Below are 18,153 nucleotides of genomic sequence, written 5' to 3' on the forward strand. Positions count from 1 at the left end.
TTGTATCATGAGAAATTTAGTATTTATAATTATGGCAATGTTTGCTTTTACAGCAAATCAACTGCATGCGCAGCACAGTAGTGATTCCATAAAAATAGTAGTTGTAAAATTCGAAACCGATAGCATAGGCGATTATTGGGACCACAATATATTATGTAAAAAAATAGGCGTTAATAAATATGATTTAGGTGATAAAATGACCGAAGTATTTATATCGGGTTTTCAAAAATATGGTCCTGAAATTAGTGTGCAGCTAATCAATTATGACGATGTAATGGATGTAAACAACAGTTCAGCTTTAATGAATTTATGTAATTTATATGATTGTAATTATCTCGTTATATTGAACAAGATGACTTTTAACTGGAAAGGCGAGCCATATAATTATTATTTTAACAATATACGATATACCACATTTTCTAAAGAGCATTTCGAAAAACAGGAGTTCGAATTTGTCTCTACCGATATTTTACATATTTCAAAGATACAAAAGAAATTGAGTAAGTTAAATAAACAAATTGTAGCCAATTTTGTAAAAATTACACCTGTCGAAGCATCCTCGCCTTTAACTTTAAAGCAGCTGACTTACTAATTGTTAAACGACTGTTTCTGCTCTCATAAAGTTTGTTTTCTGATGTTGATAATTAATCAATATTAGGATCAGCTAATATTTCTAATGAAATATTAAACAGCCATTAATCAACACCTAAAATACGAGAAATACTTTAGCAAAAAAAAGATGGATAGAAACGAAATACTTTGTGAATGTCAATTGGATAACCTTATTCAGGTTATAGCGGATTTTGAAAATCAATTCCATATTGAAATAATTACAGAACCCGGTTTGTGCATGGCTATGGTGAGGGCAAACGACAATCTCGAAAAACAAGAGTTCTATTTGGGTGAAGTTCTGACATCGGAATGTGAAGTTAAAATAGATGACAAAATAGGATATGGAATTGTTGTTGGCGATGAGCCCAAACGTGTTTACTGCATAGCAGTAATAAAAGCGGTTGAAAAACTTAACAACGAAGTTGCGAAAAAACAGATAGAGGAGTTCATGTTGACAGAGCACAATTCAATTCGCCAGGAGCAAAAGAATCGACTCTCTAAAATCATGAAATCTAAAGTAGATTTTAAATTAATGGACTAATGGAAATGTTAAAAGAGATAGAATACGACATTGTACATGATGCGCAGAGTCAGTACAGAATTATTTTAGACTGTTATGCGCATCCTGGAAAAATAGGTGTGTTTGATACACTTTTTCTATCACCGCCTTCTCCGGCTAACACAGCAATGGCCAACATTGCCATGGCTCTTTTGAATGCAGATACCTCAGCGTTTGTCGATGATTGTTTTGACGATTTTGAGAACTATTTAAAAACAAATACATCCGTAAAGATTATGAACGAAAAAGAGGCTGAATTTCTTTTTCTCAGTGAGAATGCCGACCCAAATACAATTCTCAATTGCAATAAAGGCGAACTACTGTATCCGGAAAAAGGGGCCACCGTCATAATATCCGTAAGAAAAATTAGTGAAGGGACAAATAAATGCAGCAAAAAAATTAATCTGACCGGCCCAGGAATTAAAACAGACCGAACTGTTTGTGTTGATGGCATTACAGATGAAACCCTAAATGCGTTAGCTGTTGTAAATGCCGGATTTCCGCTGGGCATAGAAATCATCCTGACTGATAATAACAATTCATTTATTGTCCTGCCAAGATCGGCCAAGATTACAATATTAAAAGACTAAAAATGGGATACGTTGCAGTTAAAGGTGGCGCCGAAGCTATAGAATATGCCGATTTGCTTGTGAATTTTTTCAGGCTGAAGAGCAATACCCCACCTGTTTCAATTAATCAAATAATAGGTCAATTCCGACATGTCATTAGCAAAATAATGGGTGAAGCTTCACTTTATTCCGAAGAATATGCTGCTATTGCCTTTAAACAAGCTGAAGGAGATGTGCTGGAGGCGGCTTTTATTTTAAGGGCTTTTCGGGCTTCGTTGGAACGAAAGTATTATTCGGAGTCTGTAAATACGTCTGACATAGAACTGGAACGTAGAATTTCTTCCTCGTTTAAGGAAATTCCTGGTGGACAAATACTGGGCCCGACCAGAGACTATTCTCCAAAAATAATGGATTTTAATTCGCTTCTGGAAGTTCCGAATGAATTGAATACTTTGGTTTTTAAGCTAAGTCAAAATACTGAAAGCCAAATTTTCATAGAAGATTTAACTTTTTCTAAAGTTACCGACCTGCTTATTAGCGAAGGTATTTTGAAAGAATATGGCGACGCTGAAAACAAAACAGTTGTTGATGTTACAAAAGAGTCATTAAAGTTTCCTGCACCTCGCTCAGCCAGGTTGCAAATGATGGCCCGAGCTGAAACAGGTGGTTTAATGACTATGGCATATTCGGCTATACGAGGTCTGACGGCCTACCACCCGACTGTTGGAGAGTTGAGGATTGGGTATGTTAAAATATATATTACCGACAAGTATGGCGAAAAAAGGTATATAGGAAAAGTTCGCATAACAGAAGCTGAGATGATTTCCAAAGTAGAAGAAAAATCAGATCAAGATAAACCATTTTTTACAATTGGCTATGGTTTATGCTTTGGACACAATGAAACAAAAGCTATAAGCATGGGCATTCTCGACCGGAGCATGAGGGGCGGGAACCCTGAGTATCCTTTTCAAGACCAGGAATTTGTTTTATACCACACAGAAGGTATTGATGCACTCGGATTTACCAACCATTTAAAATTACCTCATTACGTGACATTTCAGGCTAGTTTGGATAATGTGAGGAAAGTTAATGCCGAAGAAGAAAATTTGTTTCATGAATAAAATTGAACTAAATGAAAGAATTTAAAAAATACAGCTTTCAAATTAACTTTGCTTTTATTGATGAAGCAACAAAAAAAGAAATCAGGAGAAAGCTTCTTAAGGCGGTTAGTATTCCTGGTTATCAGGTACCTTATTCATCGCCCGAAATGCCAATTGCCAGAGGGTGGGGAACAGGTGGTTTACATATCACCTTTTCTATAATAGGAAAGCACGATACTCTAAAAGTTTTTGATCAGGGAAGTGATGCCAGCGTAAACGCCTGCACTTTAAGAGATTTTGTTGTTAAAACTACTAACTGCAAAACCACTTTTGATTCGGCAGGTGCTACAATTATTCAAACCCGGCACCGCATTCCCGAAGAAAAATTAAAAAACGGACAGATTATGGTGCTTCAGGTACCACAACCTGAGCCTCTTAAAGAGGTTGAACGTTATGAGGCGATTGCGCGCAGGATGCATGCCGAAATGGACTATTCAAAAATGTGGCTGGTTTTATACGAATCCTACATAAAGTTTGGCGCCATATTGTTAAGCTCTGATTACCCCGTGAGAGTAAACGACCGGTACATCATGTCGCCTACCCCCATACCCCGTTGGGATACCCCAAACCTCAATAATAGCGAGTGTTTGTTTTTATTTGGGGCAGGCAGGGAAAAGCGTTTGTATGCCATTCCGCCATACACCAAAGTGCAACCATTGGAGTTTGAAGACCTTAAGTTTGAAATTGAAAACTTTAAGGATACCACTTGTGCCGTTACAGGTAAAAACATGGCTTTTATGGATGAAATATATGATGATTTCGGGAATAAATCTCATGTCATAAATGACAGTGGTTATCTTGACAAATTGCTCGAAAAAATTGAACCTGAGCAACATTCAAATTATTATTTAAATAAGTTGGGAAATGGAAAATAATAATTGGATTCTAAAAGCAAAGGACCTCACTAAAATTTACGGTGAGCCGGTGAATACAACTACATCAAGAACAGGGCCCTTGTTTAACTCAAATATATGCCCGGATACAAAGGCTATTGTGTCATGTGCTCAAATAGATTTTTGTCTTTACCCGGGCGAAGTGCTTGGTATTGTGGGCGAAAGCGGCTCAGGTAAAAGCACCATTATAAAATTGTTAAACTTTGATTTGGAGGCAACCTCGGGAGAGGTTTATCTCAAAAACTACAAAAACGGAGAAGTAAATATTCTTCAGGAATCAAATTTAAATAAAAGACATATTAAGAATTACCTGATGGGCACCGTTTATCAAAATCCAAAAGACGGATTGAACTTTAAGTTTTCATCGGGAGGGAATATAGCAGAAAAGCTGCTCCTATCGGGTGAATTTAATGTTGAAAAAATAAGAACCCGTGCAGCAGAACTATTAGAGAAAACAGAAATTCCCATTGAACGAATGGATGTATCGCCTTCACAATTCAGCGGTGGAATGCAACAACGGGTGCAGATATCAAAGGCAATTGCAAACAACCCTCCCATTTTATTTTTAGACGAGGTTACAACGGGCTTAGATGTTTCAGTTCAAGCCAAAGTGCTGGACTTAATACAACATTTACAGCATGAGCTGAATATATCAATGATTGTTGTTTCGCACGATTTGGGGGTGATTAAAATGCTTACCGACAGAACTATGGTCATGAAAAATGGACGAGTGGTTGAATTTGGCTTAACCGACCAAATATTGCAAGACCCTCAACATGTATATACACAAACACTTGTTAATTCATTACTCATATAAGCTATGGTATTACTGGAAGTAAACAATTTATACAAGAGCTTTAATATACATATCTTAAATGATAAAAAAATTGAAGCGCTAAGCAATGTAAACTTCACTGTGTTTGAAGGAGAAATTGTTGGTTTAACCGGAAAATCGGGCAGTGGCAAATCCACATTGATTAAATGTTTAAATAGAACCTATTTATGTTCGCATGGTGAAATAGTATTCAATTCAAAACATTTTGGAAAGATCGATTTAATAAAAGCAAGTGATTTTGAAATTATTCAACTCCGAAAATCTGAAATGTACTACTGCTCTCAGTTTCTAAATGTAATGCCCCGAAAAACAACGATTGATTTGGTTTTAGGTGCATTACGCAGAAAGAATAAGCAGAATAGGAAAATTGCTATTGAAAAGGTAACAGAACTACTTGAAAAATTAGGACTTCCACCCGAATTATGGGATGCCTACCCATCTACTTTTAGTGGCGGCGAACAGCAGCGTGTAAATATTGCAATGGCACTTGTTGCCAAACCCCGTCTGTTATTAATAGACGAACCAACAGCATCTCTCGATTTACAAACAAAAAAAACAGTTGTAAATCTAATTAAAGACCTCCGGGCAAATGGTTCAACTATTATACTGATTTCACATGATGAATTTACATTAAACCAATTAATTGACAGAAAGATTGAATTGGTTAATGGAACCATCGAAGAAAAGGAATTAATCTATTAAAAATAGTACAATGAATATTATACTTAAAAATGCGGTGATAGTAATGGCAAATAAGGTTATTTCCAATGCCAATTTGCACATCTGTAATGGAAAAATCGAACACATTTCAACTGAAATTACTGAGGAATACATAAACTCTACCGTTATAGACGTAAACGGCTCTTATATTCTTCCCGGATTAATTGACATACATACTGATGCCCTTGAATTTGAAATCATTCCACGTCCGGGAGCTAATTTGCCTATTGAAGTGGCATATCATGAAATAGAACGCAAAATGTGCAGTTGCGGCATTACCACCGCCTACCATTCACTATACATGGGATTTAAAAAAACCGAGGATTTAATGAAATCCAAGTATTCACGCAAAGAATTGTTTCATAAGGTGTTTAGCTTAAATAATCAGAACAAGCTAATAAATCATAAGGTACACATGCGATTTGAAATAACAGGTAGATATGATTATGACTTAGCCTGTGAACTTTTAGAATCCGGGAACATTAAATTACTGTCAGTTATGGATCATACTTCTGGTCAAGGGCAGTTTAAAAATGGAAATTCTATTGACGATGTTCTAAACATTGGAGATAAAAGTAAGTCAAAAAAATCGGGAGCCCCATTGGAAAAAATTACCGACAAACAATTAGAGACAATGTTTAATATAGCCAGAGAACGGAATATTCCTATTGCCGTTCACGACATGGACACGCCGGAACAAGTAAGGCATTTTCATGAAAAGGGTGCAAATATTTGCGAATTCCCCATAAATGTTGAAACCGGATTAGAGGCTGTTAAGCTGGGCATGTGTTCTTTGGGGGGTGCTACAAACATACTTCGTGGAGGATCTCTTAATGGAAACCTTAATGTGAAAGATGGGATAGAAAAAAGTGCTATAAATGGCATTTGTTCCGATTACTATTTGCCTTCAATTTTACATTCAATTTTCAAGTTAGCAGGCAATAAACCGGAGAATCTTATAGAAGCAACTAACCTTGCAAGTTGCAATGTTGCCAAAGCTGTTGGTATCGAACAAAGTACCGGTTCTATTGAACAAGGGAAAGATGCTGATTTGATAGTAGTTACCCTAACAGATGGAGTGCCTAAAATAGAATACACTTTTAATAAAGGGTTAATTACAAGTAATTACAAATATTATAGTTAAAGTAAGATGACAGATTACAGTTATACTGAATATAATGAGGCTGTCACACGTGCAATAAATAATGACAATCCTGAACTTGTTGTTAAGGATGATAGATTTTATTGTAACAATGAAAGATGTGGAGCTTTGCCCTACCCCGGATACTCAATTATGGCTATGATTGAAATTTCTACTGTCGGCTGCCAACAAAAAGAGGTTCTAATAAATGCGTATAATAGTTTATCTGATCTTGAAAAACAGTATGGTTTGTTTATTCTAAATCCAGATAGTTGGCATATTACCATCGCTAATTTACTGTCTGGGGAAAAATATATCAGCCAAATAGAGCGCAAAGGGCTAAATGATTCTTTACCAAATATAATTGAGAAGTCATTTTTAGAGTTGTCTGATAATCGAGGAAATGGACTGTTGATTAAAGTTGCAGGAATTGGCTTTATGAATTCTTGTATAGTAGCTTATCACATGCTACCATCAGAGAAAGATTATGAGGCGATACTTAATTTTAGGAAAAAACTGTACTCATTAAAAGACCTTGATGAGATGGGCATTGGGTTCACACGCCCTTTTTTAGGCCATACTACCCTGGCATACCTTGGTAGAGAGTTATCCGCTAAAGAGAAAAAGGAATTGAAGATTAGCTTAGAAAAGCTCAATCAAAAGACTCCTGCCAACACTTATTATCAAATTAATTCAGTCGAACTTCGAAACTATCAGGATTTAACAAGCTTTTCACGAAACACTGATAGTCCGATTTATAAAATTTAAGCAAATGAAGATATATCATAAAAACATAACTAATTGGTTAAGCAAGTCCAATAAGGTAATATTCGTTATGTGGTGCATTACAGCAGCATTTATAACCTATTTTTCGATGTATGGTTTTAGAAAACCATTCGCCGTTGCATCTTATGAAGGTTTATCGCTTTGGGGAATGGATTATAAATCAATAATTATCATAACCCAAGTATTGGGCTACATGCTCTCGAAGTTTATTGGTTTGAAGGTAGTATCAGAAATGACACATAATAAGCGGGCCTTAACGATTATTATTTTAGTAGGCATATCGCATACTGCCTTGTTTTTGTTTGGTGCATTTCCTTACCCTTACAACTTTATTTTTCTCTTTTTCAACGGTCTTCCGCTCGGAATGGTATGGGGCTTAGTTTTCGGTTTTCTTGAAGGTAGAAGTGTTACCGAGGTTTTAGGTGCAGGTTTAAGTATTACTTTAATAGTTGCATCAGGCTTTGTTAAATCTGTCGGGAAAGTTTTAATTCTTGATTATAACGTAGGTGATTTTTGGATGCCCTTTTTTACTGCATCTATATTCATAATCCCATTATTGATAGGGGTTTGGATGCTCCGGCACATCCCTCTTCCGGATACTTCAGATGAACAGCAGCGGGTAAAACGTGTTCCCATGAACCGTAAAGAACGTGTTAGTTTCTTCAGAGAATATTCGGTTGGGCTTATTGCATTAATTGCAGTGTCATTTTTAATTACAGCTTACAGGGATTTTAGGGATAATTTTGCTAACGAAATCTGGAATGAACTAGGTTTTGAAAATAATTCTTCAATTTTTGTTTTGTCAGAACTACCTATAGCGTTAGGTCTTATTGCTGTACTCGCTTTGTTAATGTTTATTAAAGACAATAAGAAAGCGTTTTGGATAAACATAATAACTGTTTTTGCCGGTGTTGTAATTATAGGAGCAAGTACTTTTGCTTATTCTGTGAATGCAACTTCACCTTTAGTTTGGATGATTCTTGTTGGGTTAGGTCTTTATATGGTATTTCTTCCCTATCATAGTTTATTGTTCGAAAGATTTATAGCCGTGTCGGGCAGGCAAGGGAATGCCGGGTATTTTATCTATTTGATAGATGCTTATGGATACTTAGGAAGTGTCGCCGTACTATTTTATAAAGATTTTTTATTCCAAATGACAAGTTGGGTCAATTTCTTTCTCAAAATTAGCTACCTGACGTTTGGTATTTCAGTAGTACTTATGATTGTTTCATTTTTTTATTTTGGAACAAAATTCAAGCAGTCAAATATAAAACAAGTTGTTGATCAATCAGAAACAACTGAAGTGAATGAGTTAGAAGAAGAAGAATTACAATTGGAGGAAGCTTATGTCTAATAAAAAAATTAATGGTATTGTGGTAACAGATTTGGATGGAACCTTAATGCGTTCTGACCTTACCTTTAACAATGCCGATATAGAGACTCTTAAAATGTTGAAAGAGCAGAATTATCTGGTAATTATTGCTACCGGAAGAACGCTATATTCTTTTAAATCAGATGTTGACAATAAACTGTTTCCATTTGATTATCTTATTTTTTCAAATGGTGCAGGAATTATTAATACCAACAAGAATAAACTCGATCTAAGTAAAAGCTTTAAACCGTATGAAATTGAAATAATCTTCCAAAATCTTTTAATGGAAGAAGCTGATTTCTATTATACCGCTCCGCCACCGGAAAATCATTATTGTTTCTATTATAAAAAAAATAAGGATAATACGGATTTCGAACAGCGAATTAACGCAGTATATCCATTCGCCAAGCCGGTTACAAATGGAGAGTTGCCCGTTAAAGCAGGTAATTTTGCAGTTTTCTATAATAAACTTAATTTGCAGGATGCTAATAAAAGATTAGCATCCCTGTTTCCTTTTTTTCAAATTACTAAAATGGCCGCCGATGACAGGAAAAGAGGCAACCGGATCGAAATTTACCCGTCCGGTATTTGCAAGGCAAGGGGAATTTCGCATTTGGCCGCAAAGTATAAAATATCAAAAAAGAATATTATGGTCTTGGGCAACGACTTTAATGATGTAGATATGTTGGAGTGGGCAGAAAACAAATATGTAGTAGCAAATGCTCAATATGATTTAACCAAGCGATATGAAAACGTTAAATCAAATGATGAATGTGGGTTTACCCATGCAGTAACTAAATGGTTAGATGGCAAATAAAAGTAAATTTTAAAAGGAGTAATTGAAGGTAGCCATTCTGTATCCAACGTTCCTTACAGTTTCGATATAGTTTTTACCTTCTTTTAGCTTTTTCCTCAAACCTGCAACCTGCACATCAATCGCTCTTTCCGTTATGTTGGCATCAATACCGCTAATTTTTTCAATCATTGAGTACCTCGTATAAACCTTACCCGGGTTATTCATCAAAAGTTGTATAATTTTAAATTCGGTATGCGACAATTCGATTTCGTCATCTTTAAAGAAAAATTTGTATTGATCATAATCTAATTTTAAGTCGCCAATTTCAAGAATATTCTTTTTAGAAGCCCCTGTACTGATATTATTATTATAATTCGATAACACATTCTTCCGTAATATTTTTTTTATCCTTGCCAGCGTTTCTTGTATCCTGACAGGTTTGAGTATATAGTCTGCAACCCCAACCTCAAAAGCTGTTACTGCATGAATTTCTTCTTGTTTTTTGCTTAATAATATGAATGGAATATCAACAGTTTCAGGGTCCCTGGTAACTAATTTGCAAAAATCAAGGCCGTCAATACCCGTTACCTCCCATTCAGAAATAATTAAATTCGGTTTTTCTCTTTTTAGGTGGTTTAAAGCATCAATAGTCGAATTATAGCTTATTATTGAATACCCTTCTTTTCGTAAATAGGAATTCAATTCGGTTGCATCATCCACTATTAGGATTTTATTATTCATATTTTTGTTGTAAAGGAATAGAATAATTATTAACAGATAATTACAAATAAATTAAATATATTAGCTTCACACTATATTAATCTTTATTAAGGATTAATAAAACCTTAACGCAAAGTGGAAATGAATCAATGCATTTAAAAATCCAACCAACACACATCCCTCAAACCGCTATTTCCACTCCCACCAAAATCAGGAACAAGCAGGCTCCAAACCAGCCCATGATTGCCTTTTGGGTATCCGGGTCTCCGCTCTGCCCCTTAATGTACACGCGGACTCCTCCGATCAATCCGACCACCGCGCCAATGGCGTAAATCAGTTCGGTTCCGGGGTCGAAGTACGAGGTGACCATATCGGTGGCTTCCGTAATTCCGGCGGTGCCATCGCCCTGTGCAAATGCGGTTGAAACGGCAGCCAGGATAAAAGCCGCCTGCACCAGAAATTTCTTCTTTGTCATAGTGGTATCTTTGTTTTTGGTGCGGGGCAAATTACACCCCAGGGCAAACGCATTTAAATTTTGAGTAAAGTTTCCCTGTATTTTTCGTTCTGTAAAGCTTTTGATCTTTTTCTCTTTTTGCTGGCTTACCAATGTTGCTCGTTTACCAGCAAAGCCATGACTGTTTTTCGTATGGTGTTAAAATTCTGGGCGGCATAACCTTTTCTTTTTCTGGATTGATCTTCGCCAAAGACTACATCCAAAGTCCAATGCAGGTTGTTCTCGATAGCCCAGTGGTTGCGTGTCCAGGTGTTGAACTGTTTTGCCTGGGCTTCCGGACTTGATATGTAATATCTTGTTTGCCGGGAAGTTTCTCCGGTTGACTTGATAACCCTTTGGGAATCGATCCGGAAAATTGTTTTCAGCCCTTCCCATTGATCCGCGCCTTCGATCATCTCAAGGTTGCTGTACGCAGAGCATTCGCGGGTTTCGATCCGGCCATGCCCGTAATCAACATCTACATCGGAACTGATGGATTTATTGAACCGGATTGTATCCAGAATACCTTCTTCGAGCGACGGCTGGTTGCCTTTGACTGTAAGAATATAATCGGCCCCCTGTTTTAATATTTTCGAGGCAATGTTCTTTTGGCAGCCCATTGCATCAATGGTCACGATGCACCCTTTGACATCCAGGAGAGAAAGCAGTTGGGGAATGGCCGTGATCTCGTTGCTTTTCTCCTGAGTGGCTACCTGTCCCAGGCACAGCCCGTTTTGGGTGGCGAAAGCAGAGACCATGTGTATCGCCGGATTGGTTAAATAATGGGAGTTGCACATGCGCTTGCCATCAATAGCAACCACCTCCTGGTCGCATTGAGCCCGCAAGCTGTTGGCCCACTGGGAAAAACAGGCTGAAAACTCAACTGGGTCAATGGCCGAAAAAACCCGGTTAAGCGTGTCGTGCGAGGGAATGCCATAAACAAAAGAGCCGTACTTGCGCAACCAATGCTGCTGTTCCAGGCCAAAGTCCGCGATTTCCTCCCATTCGTCCATTCCGCACAAAACGGCGGACAGTACCAGCAACAGGATGTCATGCAACTGGTGCCGGAAATTACCCCTGTTTGTCCTTCTTGGTTCGCTCACCTTGCTGAAAATCTGGTGGAAAAGCGAACTCTTCCATGCTTCTGAAATTTGTTCTTCTGTCTTCTTATTAATATAGCAAAACTGGCAAATTTTTTATCCAATCATGTAACTAATCAACAGATATTTAGTATATTAGCAAAACGAAAGGCGGGCCATTTACAACATGCAAAACCCGCCTTTCAAAAATATTAATCATTCAAACATAATGAAGAGTTATGAGGAAACCAAGCTCCTCGGCAGGAGCTTATGGCTTAAACCAAACTTTCTTAAATGCGTTTGCCCTGAGTTGCTCCCGAAAGCGGGATAGAAAATCCCCTAAAAATATTAACTTTGTGCCGCGAAATCAGAATCCAGTTTTATGAGCGACAGCAGGTATATGGCACGGGGCGTATCGGCATCGAAAGAAGATGTCCATCAGGCCATTAAGAATATTGATAAAGGCTTGTTCCCCAATGCGTTTTGCAAAATTATCCCGGATGTACTGGGCGGAGATCCCGACTGGTGTAACATCATGCACGCCGACGGCGCCGGCACAAAATCGTCATTGGCTTATATGTACTGGAAAGAAACAGGCGACCTGTCGGTGTGGAAAGGCATTGCGCAGGATGCGCTCATCATGAATATCGACGACCTGCTTTGCGTGGGGGCAACAGATCATATTTTGTTGTCGTCGACCATTGGCCGCAATAAAAATAAAATTCCGGGCGACGTAATTGCCGCCATCATCAATGGCACCGACGAACTTTGTGCCGAATTGCAGCAGATGGGAGTGGGCATTTATCCAACCGGAGGCGAAACGGCCGATGTTGGCGATCTGGTACGCACGATTATTGTTGATTCGACGGTTACCTGCCGAATGAGGCGCGATGAGGTGATCTCGGCCGGCAACATTCAACCGGGCGATATAATTGTCGGGTTGGCATCGTTTGGGCAGGCCTCATACGAGAAGGCATACAATGGCGGTATGGGCAGCAATGGGTTGACTTCGGCCAGGCATGATGTGTTTTCGAATTACCTGGCGCAAAAGTACCCCGAAAGTTTTGACCCGGAAGTGCCTGCAGATCTGGTTTATTCGGGCAGTAAAAGACTGACGGAAGCCATCGCCGGAATCGGTCTGGATGCCGGGAAACTGGTTCTTTCACCAACCCGTACCTACGCGCCGGTCATCAAAAGAATACTCGACCGGTACCGGAACGAAATACATGGGATGATTCACTGCTCCGGAGGAGCGCAAACCAAAGTGCTTCATTTTGTGGATAATGTACATGTCATTAAAAATAACCTGTTTCCGGTTCCTCCCTTGTTTAAAATGATTCAGGAAGAATCGAAAACTGACTGGCAGGAAATGTATAAGGTGTTTAACATGGGACACCGGATGGAGATTTACCTGAAGCCTGAACTGGCTGATGCTATCATCGAAATTTCACAATTATTTGATATTGATGCCCGGATCGTTGGTCGGGTGGAAGCTTTTGAAGGCAAAAAACTGACCATTGAGTCTGAATACGGAACATTTGCATATTAGAAGGTTAGATTCTTGAATGTTAGAATGAAGGAACTCTTTGGAACTGACTACATGGAACTTGAATCCGTCTGCGCCGGTCCGGCAATTGCCGGATGGAACTTGAAACTGAAAACTTGGAACTGTAACATATGGCAGATTATTCATTATTAAGTAAATACGAAAGCATAAAATACCGCTTCGAAGAAGTAGGGCAGCAGATTACCGATCCTTCGGTAATGAATGACATGAAGCGTTATGTGAAGCTGAACCAGGAGTACCGCCGGTTAGAGGCTTTGGTTCAGGCCTTCAGGGAATACAAAAGTCTGGTCGAAAATATCGAATCGGGCAAACAAATGCTCGCCGAAGAAAGCGACCCGGAAATACGCGAAATGGCTAAGGAAGAGATTGAGCAAACCGAAGAACTTCTTCCTGCCAAGGAAAAGGAAATTAAGCTTCTGCTGGTTCCAGCCGATCCTGAAGATGGAAAAAATGCCATCCTCGAAATCCGTGCAGGAACAGGCGGCGACGAAGCCAGTATTTTTGCCGGCGACCTGTTCCGGATGTATTCCAAATTTTGCGAGCGCCGCGGCTGGCGGTTGGAAGTAACCAACATCAGCGAAGGCACTTCGGGCGGTTATAAAGAAATTGTGGCCAAAGTGACCGGTGACGGCGTTTACGGCGTGCTGAAATACGAATCAGGCGTACACCGGGTACAGCGGGTGCCGCAAACCGAAACCCAGGGCCGGGTGCATACCTCGGCAGCATCGGTGGCCGTGTTGCCCGAGGCCGAAGAGTTTGATGTTGAGCTGAAGGAAAGCGATATCCGAAAGGATACCTACTGTTCGTCGGGTCCCGGGGGGCAATCGGTCAATACCACCTATTCCGCGATCCGACTCACGCATATCCCTACCGGAATCGTAGTCACCTGCCAGGACGAAAAATCGCAGCTGAAAAACCTGGCTAAGGCCATGACCGAGTTGCGTACGCGGATTTACAACATGGAATACCAGAAGTATATTGATGAAATTGCTTCGAAACGGAAAACCATGGTTTCAACCGGCGATCGTTCGGCCAAAATCCGCACCTACAACTGGCCGCAGGGACGTGTAACCGATCACCGCATCAACCTCACCCTGTATAACCTGCAGGCCATTATTGGGGGTGATGTCGACGAAATCATCGAAAAACTGCAAATCGAAGAAAACGCTGAAAAATTAAAAGAAGCCGAAATTTAAATATTGGCCTGGTTGGAATTAGTCATCCCGAATTGGTTTTGCGATCTGTCCGGAAGACGCTGAAATAAATTCAGTCTGACGCAGCCTGAGGCAAGATATCAACCAGCCGCAACGACCCGATTACCATGAACAAAGAACAATTATTCGAACAAATAAGGCAGAAACGAAGCTTTCTGTGTATCGGACTGGATACCGATCTGTTGAAAATACCGGCACACCTGAAAGAAACCTCCGATCCGGTATTTGCCTTCAACAAAGAAATTATTGATGCGACACAGGATCTATGCGTAGCCTATAAGCCCAACCTGGCGTTTTACGAAAGCCTGGGAGTAGCCGGATGGGAAAGCCTTGAAAAAACAGTGCATTACATCCGCGAAAAATATCCCGAGCAATTCATTATTGCCGATGCCAAACGGGGCGATATTGGGAATACCTCGAACCTGTATGCCCGGGCCTTTTTCGACCATATGGACTTTGACGCAGTGACCGTTGCTCCTTACATGGGCGAAGACTCCGTCAAACCGTTCATGACCTACCTGGATAAATGGGTCATCCTGCTGGCCTTAACTTCAAATAAAGGCGCTGCTGACTTTCAGTTTATTAGAAATGACGAAACCGGCGAAATGTTGTTCGAGTCGGTGCTGAAAACGTCGCAACTTTGGGGAACTGTTGATAATATGATGTTTGTGGTGGGAGCAACCAAAGCCGAAAAACTGGAAGAAATCCGGGAAATCGTTCCCGATCACTTTTTGCTGGTGCCGGGTGTCGGTGCGCAAGGTGGTAGTCTGGAAGAAGTGGCGAAATACGGCATGAACGATCAATGCGGATTGCTGGTAAACTCGTCGCGGGCGATTATTTATGCGTCGCCCGATACTGATTTCGCCGAGAAAGCGCGCGAAGCGGCGATGGATGTCCAGGTTGATATGGAAGAGTTGTTGCTTGAAGCCGACTTATTGTAAAAACAGATCATCAACGATTTGAGGCCCGGAGTTTTGTTCGAATTCCGGTCTTTTTGTTTCAGAACATCAAGCTCATTAACGCATATTTCAGAAACAAGCCCAGTAAGCTGTACAGAAGAGCTTCTTTCAGCCGGTGCTTCAACATGCCGGCGGCCAGCAAAATAACCGGGGAGGAAAGTGGCAGCAGGTTGAACACGAAAATGGCAATGTTTCCGTATTTCCTGATTTCCGCTTCTGCTTTGTTGTAACGGCGGCGCCCGATCAGCCGGTCGATAATCCGCTTGCTGAAAAATCGTCCAATCAGGTAGTCGATCATTTGCGACCCGATGGCCGTGCCGATGGCTACGATATTCAGGAGGTAAATATTCAGGTCGGTATGCAGGTAATAAATAAAAGCCAGTTCAACCGGCATGATCAGAAAAAACAAGTAACCCGAAAAGTTGACAATCGCAAAAGAACTGATACTTTCGGCGGTGCCGTAATAAATGTCTTTTCCAATGGTCATCGATGCAATGACGATTGCAAGTATAAATAGGATGACAAGAAGAATCGCTTGTTTAAATTTAATTCGGCGGTACATAGTGAAAGACTTTGGTTTTAATAAATTTAAACGCTTTTACCGGAAAACAAACCGATTGCCTGAAATATTTTTCTTTTCTCCACCGTCGTTTTTGCCTCCCTGCCGGTGAATCGTTCATCATTAGGCTAGTGAATCGCTCACCGTCTGGATAGTGAGCCGTTCTTCATCCGGGTGGTGATTGATAAATACTGGGGTGGCGTGGTTTGTAACCGCGCATTTGCACAATCGTCGATTGAAAATCAACGCAGCCGGATTCTTTACAGCTATGATTATCCGGGCTTTTTCAGGTTCTCACGATTATGGCGGGTATTATCGAATAAAATTTATGAACTCTTAATTTAAAACACATAGCCGGCAATAGAAGGATTCTGAGTCAGCTCCGCACGGATACGCCTGAAGCTCTGCTCCCGGGCGAAACGGGATATTGTCGTATCCCGCCTGTTATTTTGACGTATGTCCACCCCCTGAGCGTTAACCAATTTGCTGAACTTTGTATGGTCAAAGCCGCCAAAACAGATGGTACGACAGTGGAGCAGCAACCATTGCAAAAAACGGGAGGAACCGAAAAGCCAAACGAGTAGGAATACAAAAATGATGGTTATGACAGACAACAATGTTTCTTTACACCGGGTTTTTAAAGCCTCACCCGAAAAGGTGTACCGTGCGTTCACCGATCCATTGGCGATTGCTTCGTGGTTACCGCCGCATGGCTTTCTTTGTACCGTACATGAAATGAATGTCAGGGAAGGTGGTTCTTACCGCATGTCGTTTCAGAATTTCTCGACAGGTAACAGCCATTCATTCGGCGGGAAATATGTTGAGATCAAACCCAATGAATTTTTGAAATACACCGATCGGTTTGACGACCCGAATCTGCCGGGTGAAATGATGACCACGGTTTGGCTCCGGAAAGTTTCTGCCGGCACAGATATAAAGATCACACAAGAAGGAATCCCCGCTGTTATTCATGCAGAGATGTGCTACCTGGGCTGGCAGGAATCGCTGGATAAACTGATGAGGCTGGTGGAGCCTGAAATACCGGATGCGTGATCGATATTTTGTACTTTCTGGTGGGTGCCGCTGAAAGAAGTCTTCCTGTTAGCTGCCGGAAGGCTTTTTTTATGAATTTTCTTATTGATGACCTTTTAAACAAAGTAAATGGAGGCGTATACTGCGAAGACGGCGATGTGGCAGAGTTGGCCCGCGGACAGGTTATCTCGGCCGGAGTGAAACCTTACTCCCTGGATGAAGCGAATGCCAAAAAATTGTGGGCATTAAGCGAAAAACTGACCGGGATCGCGTTCGATATTCAGTAATCATAAACGTCAGGTGAATGATTATTGCTATTTTTGTTTTGTCGGCTTCAAATTTACACATGGAGTATAAGGCAAAATATATCACCGAAGACATAAAGTTATCCTCGTACGAGTATAACTTTGTCAAGTCGGACATTCTGTTTGACCATCATATGCTTGTCTGGTTCATTTCAGGAGAAACGAAAATTGTGCAGGCAGATGCGACCTGTTATTTTAAAACAGGAGATATTTTTTTAATCCCCAGGAATCAGCTGGCTACTATCATCAACTACCCTAAAAACGGGCAAGCTCATAAAACAGTGGTCATGCACCTCTCTACGGCAAGGCTGAGAGAATTTTACGCTAAACGAACGGTTAATCATGTCCCTGCAGTTTCACCCCGGATCTTATGCTATAACAATCATCCGTTGTTGCAGAGTTGCCTGTCTTCTTTGATCCCTTATTTTGACATGAACGATGTCCCCGAAGAAATTGCTTCGTTAAAAATAACCGAGGCGATCAGCATCCTCAGAAGTATTGATCCCGGGATAGACCATATATTGGCAAACTTTGAAGAACCTGGTAAGGTTGATATCGTTAGTTTTATGGAAAAGAACTTCCTGTATAATCTTCCACTGCAAAAGTTTGGTTATCTGACCGGCCGGAGTTTGACGACCTTTAAAAGGGACTTTAAGAAAGCTTTTAATAATACCCCGCAACGATGGCTCACGCAAAAACGGCTTGAACTGGCACATTACCGTTTAACGCAAAGTAAGTCGAAACCAATAGATGTATGTTATGAAGCAGGGTTTGATGTAAAT

General features: G+C 40.2%; 20 protein-coding genes and 1 pseudogene. 17 read left to right on the plus strand and 4 right to left on the minus strand.

Annotated features, from left to right (window positions below; translation table 11 throughout):
- Positions 1-7 precede the first annotated feature (7 nt).
- The 11 genes from AC6H3C_RS04580 (at position 8) to AC6H3C_RS04630 (ending at position 9,464) form a co-directional block, all read left to right on the plus strand.
- Positions 8-592, plus strand: a complete 585-nt coding sequence (locus AC6H3C_RS04580; protein ID WP_497519502.1) for a hypothetical protein — start codon at positions 8-10, stop codon at positions 590-592.
- 147 nt (positions 593-739) lie between these two features.
- Positions 740-1,153 carry a phosphonate C-P lyase system protein PhnG gene (locus AC6H3C_RS04585; protein WP_497519503.1) on the plus strand — a complete coding sequence of 138 codons (414 nt, stop codon included), beginning with the start codon at positions 740-742 and terminating at the stop codon, positions 1,151-1,153.
- Positions 1,153-1,761 carry a phosphonate C-P lyase system protein PhnH gene (gene phnH, locus AC6H3C_RS04590; protein ID WP_497519504.1) on the plus strand — a complete coding sequence of 203 codons (609 nt, stop codon included), beginning with the start codon at positions 1,153-1,155 and terminating at the stop codon, positions 1,759-1,761. Before AC6H3C_RS04585 ends, phnH begins: the two co-directional genes overlap by 1 nt.
- 2 nt (positions 1,762-1,763) lie before the next feature.
- Positions 1,764-2,861, plus strand: a complete 1,098-nt coding sequence (locus AC6H3C_RS04595) for a carbon-phosphorus lyase complex subunit PhnI (protein ID WP_497519505.1) — start codon at positions 1,764-1,766, stop codon at positions 2,859-2,861.
- 11 nt (positions 2,862-2,872) lie between these two features.
- Complete coding sequence (locus AC6H3C_RS04600; protein WP_497519506.1) at positions 2,873-3,775, plus strand: alpha-D-ribose 1-methylphosphonate 5-phosphate C-P-lyase PhnJ; 903 nt, start codon at positions 2,873-2,875, stop codon at positions 3,773-3,775.
- A complete protein-coding gene (locus tag AC6H3C_RS04605) occupies positions 3,765-4,610 on the plus strand; it encodes an ATP-binding cassette domain-containing protein (RefSeq protein ID WP_497519507.1) in 846 nt (281 codons plus the stop codon). The genes AC6H3C_RS04600 and AC6H3C_RS04605 overlap by 11 nt, the downstream gene beginning before the upstream one ends.
- Before the next feature lie 3 nt (positions 4,611-4,613).
- Positions 4,614-5,330, plus strand: a complete 717-nt coding sequence (locus tag AC6H3C_RS04610) for a phosphonate C-P lyase system protein PhnL (RefSeq protein ID WP_497519508.1) — start codon at positions 4,614-4,616, stop codon at positions 5,328-5,330.
- A gap of 10 nt (positions 5,331-5,340) precedes the next feature.
- Positions 5,341-6,492 carry an alpha-D-ribose 1-methylphosphonate 5-triphosphate diphosphatase gene (locus tag AC6H3C_RS04615; RefSeq protein ID WP_497519509.1) on the plus strand — a complete coding sequence of 384 codons (1,152 nt, stop codon included), beginning with the start codon at positions 5,341-5,343 and terminating at the stop codon, positions 6,490-6,492.
- 6 nt (positions 6,493-6,498) lie between these two features.
- Positions 6,499-7,257 carry a hypothetical protein gene (locus AC6H3C_RS04620; RefSeq protein ID WP_497519510.1) on the plus strand — a complete coding sequence of 253 codons (759 nt, stop codon included), beginning with the start codon at positions 6,499-6,501 and terminating at the stop codon, positions 7,255-7,257.
- A gap of 4 nt (positions 7,258-7,261) precedes the next feature.
- The gene (locus AC6H3C_RS04625) at positions 7,262-8,629 is read left to right on the plus strand and encodes a DUF5690 family protein (RefSeq protein WP_497519511.1); all 1,368 of its coding nucleotides are present in this window, start codon (positions 7,262-7,264) and stop codon (positions 8,627-8,629) included.
- Complete coding sequence (locus AC6H3C_RS04630) at positions 8,622-9,464, plus strand: HAD-IIB family hydrolase (RefSeq protein ID WP_497519512.1); 843 nt, start codon at positions 8,622-8,624, stop codon at positions 9,462-9,464. The genes AC6H3C_RS04625 and AC6H3C_RS04630 overlap by 8 nt, the downstream gene beginning before the upstream one ends.
- Before the next feature lie 9 nt (positions 9,465-9,473).
- Here the strand turns inward: AC6H3C_RS04630 and AC6H3C_RS04635 are convergent, their stop codons facing one another.
- The 3 genes from AC6H3C_RS04635 to AC6H3C_RS04645 form a co-directional block, all read right to left on the minus strand.
- Complete coding sequence (locus AC6H3C_RS04635; RefSeq protein ID WP_497519513.1) at positions 9,474-10,184, minus strand: response regulator transcription factor; 711 nt, start codon at positions 10,182-10,184, stop codon at positions 9,474-9,476.
- Positions 10,185-10,344: 160 nt separating this feature from the next.
- Entirely contained in the window at positions 10,345-10,638 is a 294-nt protein-coding gene (locus AC6H3C_RS04640; RefSeq protein ID WP_497519514.1) for a DUF4134 domain-containing protein, read from the minus strand.
- A 125-nt stretch (positions 10,639-10,763) separates the two neighbouring features.
- Positions 10,764-11,849: an ISAs1 family transposase gene (locus tag AC6H3C_RS04645; RefSeq protein WP_497521250.1), complete on the minus strand. Its 1,086-nt coding sequence runs from the start codon at positions 11,847-11,849 to the stop codon at positions 10,764-10,766.
- Between the two features lie 268 nt (positions 11,850-12,117).
- Between AC6H3C_RS04645 and AC6H3C_RS04650 the strand changes: the two genes are divergently transcribed.
- The 3 genes from AC6H3C_RS04650 (at position 12,118) to pyrF (ending at position 15,457) form a co-directional block, all read left to right on the plus strand.
- Positions 12,118-13,284, plus strand: a complete 1,167-nt coding sequence (locus AC6H3C_RS04650; protein ID WP_497519515.1) for an AIR synthase related protein — start codon at positions 12,118-12,120, stop codon at positions 13,282-13,284.
- A 128-nt stretch (positions 13,285-13,412) separates the two neighbouring features.
- Positions 13,413-14,498 carry a peptide chain release factor 1 gene (gene prfA, locus AC6H3C_RS04655; protein ID WP_497519516.1) on the plus strand — a complete coding sequence of 362 codons (1,086 nt, stop codon included), beginning with the start codon at positions 13,413-13,415 and terminating at the stop codon, positions 14,496-14,498.
- Between the two features lie 125 nt (positions 14,499-14,623).
- Positions 14,624-15,457, plus strand: coding sequence for an orotidine-5'-phosphate decarboxylase (gene pyrF / locus AC6H3C_RS04660; protein WP_497519517.1), 834 nt, complete (start codon positions 14,624-14,626; stop codon positions 15,455-15,457).
- Between the two features lie 58 nt (positions 15,458-15,515).
- On the opposite strand, the gene AC6H3C_RS04665 is transcribed toward pyrF, so the two are convergent.
- Entirely contained in the window at positions 15,516-16,037 is a 522-nt protein-coding gene (locus tag AC6H3C_RS04665) for a DedA family protein (protein ID WP_497519518.1), read from the minus strand.
- A gap of 600 nt (positions 16,038-16,637) precedes the next feature.
- Here AC6H3C_RS04665 and AC6H3C_RS04670 point away from each other — a divergent pair.
- The 3 genes and pseudogenes from AC6H3C_RS04670 to AC6H3C_RS04680 form a co-directional block, all read left to right on the plus strand.
- On the plus strand, positions 16,638-17,087 hold the full coding sequence (locus tag AC6H3C_RS04670; RefSeq protein WP_497519519.1) for an SRPBCC family protein: 450 nt from the start codon (positions 16,638-16,640) through the stop codon (positions 17,085-17,087).
- Positions 17,088-17,158: 71 nt separating this feature from the next.
- Positions 17,159-17,353, plus strand: a complete 195-nt coding sequence (locus AC6H3C_RS04675; protein WP_497519520.1) for a hypothetical protein — start codon at positions 17,159-17,161, stop codon at positions 17,351-17,353.
- A 152-nt stretch (positions 17,354-17,505) separates the two neighbouring features.
- Positions 17,506-18,135 (plus strand): annotated as a pseudogene (locus AC6H3C_RS04680) (helix-turn-helix domain-containing protein); the annotation flags it as partial.
- Positions 18,136-18,153: the final 18 nt, after the last annotated feature.

It is taken from the genome of Gaoshiqia sp. US2, from assembly GCF_059705485.1.

What these genes read in the sequence shown, in the direction of transcription:
- AC6H3C_RS04580 (WP_497519502.1), top strand. Translation starts at nt 8, where the DNA reads ATGAGAAATTTAGTATTTATAATTATGGCAATGTTTGCTTTTACAGCA.
- AC6H3C_RS04630 (WP_497519512.1), top strand. Translation starts at nt 8,622, where the DNA reads ATGTCTAATAAAAAAATTAATGGTATTGTGGTAACAGATTTGGATGGA.
- AC6H3C_RS04605 (WP_497519507.1), top strand. Translation starts at nt 3,765, where the DNA reads ATGGAAAATAATAATTGGATTCTAAAAGCAAAGGACCTCACTAAAATT.
- AC6H3C_RS04650 (WP_497519515.1), top strand. Translation starts at nt 12,118, where the DNA reads ATGAGCGACAGCAGGTATATGGCACGGGGCGTATCGGCATCGAAAGAA.
- pyrF (WP_497519517.1), top strand. Translation starts at nt 14,624, where the DNA reads ATGAACAAAGAACAATTATTCGAACAAATAAGGCAGAAACGAAGCTTT.
- AC6H3C_RS04600 (WP_497519506.1), top strand. Translation starts at nt 2,873, where the DNA reads ATGAAAGAATTTAAAAAATACAGCTTTCAAATTAACTTTGCTTTTATT.
- AC6H3C_RS04675 (WP_497519520.1), top strand. Translation starts at nt 17,159, where the DNA reads ATGAATTTTCTTATTGATGACCTTTTAAACAAAGTAAATGGAGGCGTA.
- AC6H3C_RS04625 (WP_497519511.1), top strand. Translation starts at nt 7,262, where the DNA reads ATGAAGATATATCATAAAAACATAACTAATTGGTTAAGCAAGTCCAAT.
- AC6H3C_RS04595 (WP_497519505.1), top strand. Translation starts at nt 1,764, where the DNA reads ATGGGATACGTTGCAGTTAAAGGTGGCGCCGAAGCTATAGAATATGCC.
- AC6H3C_RS04670 (WP_497519519.1), top strand. Translation starts at nt 16,638, where the DNA reads ATGACAGACAACAATGTTTCTTTACACCGGGTTTTTAAAGCCTCACCC.
- AC6H3C_RS04665 (WP_497519518.1), bottom strand. Translation starts at nt 16,037, where the DNA reads ATGTACCGCCGAATTAAATTTAAACAAGCGATTCTTCTTGTCATCCTA.
- AC6H3C_RS04635 (WP_497519513.1), bottom strand. Translation starts at nt 10,184, where the DNA reads ATGAATAATAAAATCCTAATAGTGGATGATGCAACCGAATTGAATTCC.
- AC6H3C_RS04620 (WP_497519510.1), top strand. Translation starts at nt 6,499, where the DNA reads ATGACAGATTACAGTTATACTGAATATAATGAGGCTGTCACACGTGCA.
- AC6H3C_RS04585 (WP_497519503.1), top strand. Translation starts at nt 740, where the DNA reads ATGGATAGAAACGAAATACTTTGTGAATGTCAATTGGATAACCTTATT.
- AC6H3C_RS04610 (WP_497519508.1), top strand. Translation starts at nt 4,614, where the DNA reads ATGGTATTACTGGAAGTAAACAATTTATACAAGAGCTTTAATATACAT.
- prfA (WP_497519516.1), top strand. Translation starts at nt 13,413, where the DNA reads ATGGCAGATTATTCATTATTAAGTAAATACGAAAGCATAAAATACCGC.
- AC6H3C_RS04640 (WP_497519514.1), bottom strand. Translation starts at nt 10,638, where the DNA reads ATGACAAAGAAGAAATTTCTGGTGCAGGCGGCTTTTATCCTGGCTGCC.
- phnH (WP_497519504.1), top strand. Translation starts at nt 1,153, where the DNA reads ATGGAAATGTTAAAAGAGATAGAATACGACATTGTACATGATGCGCAG.
- AC6H3C_RS04615 (WP_497519509.1), top strand. Translation starts at nt 5,341, where the DNA reads ATGAATATTATACTTAAAAATGCGGTGATAGTAATGGCAAATAAGGTT.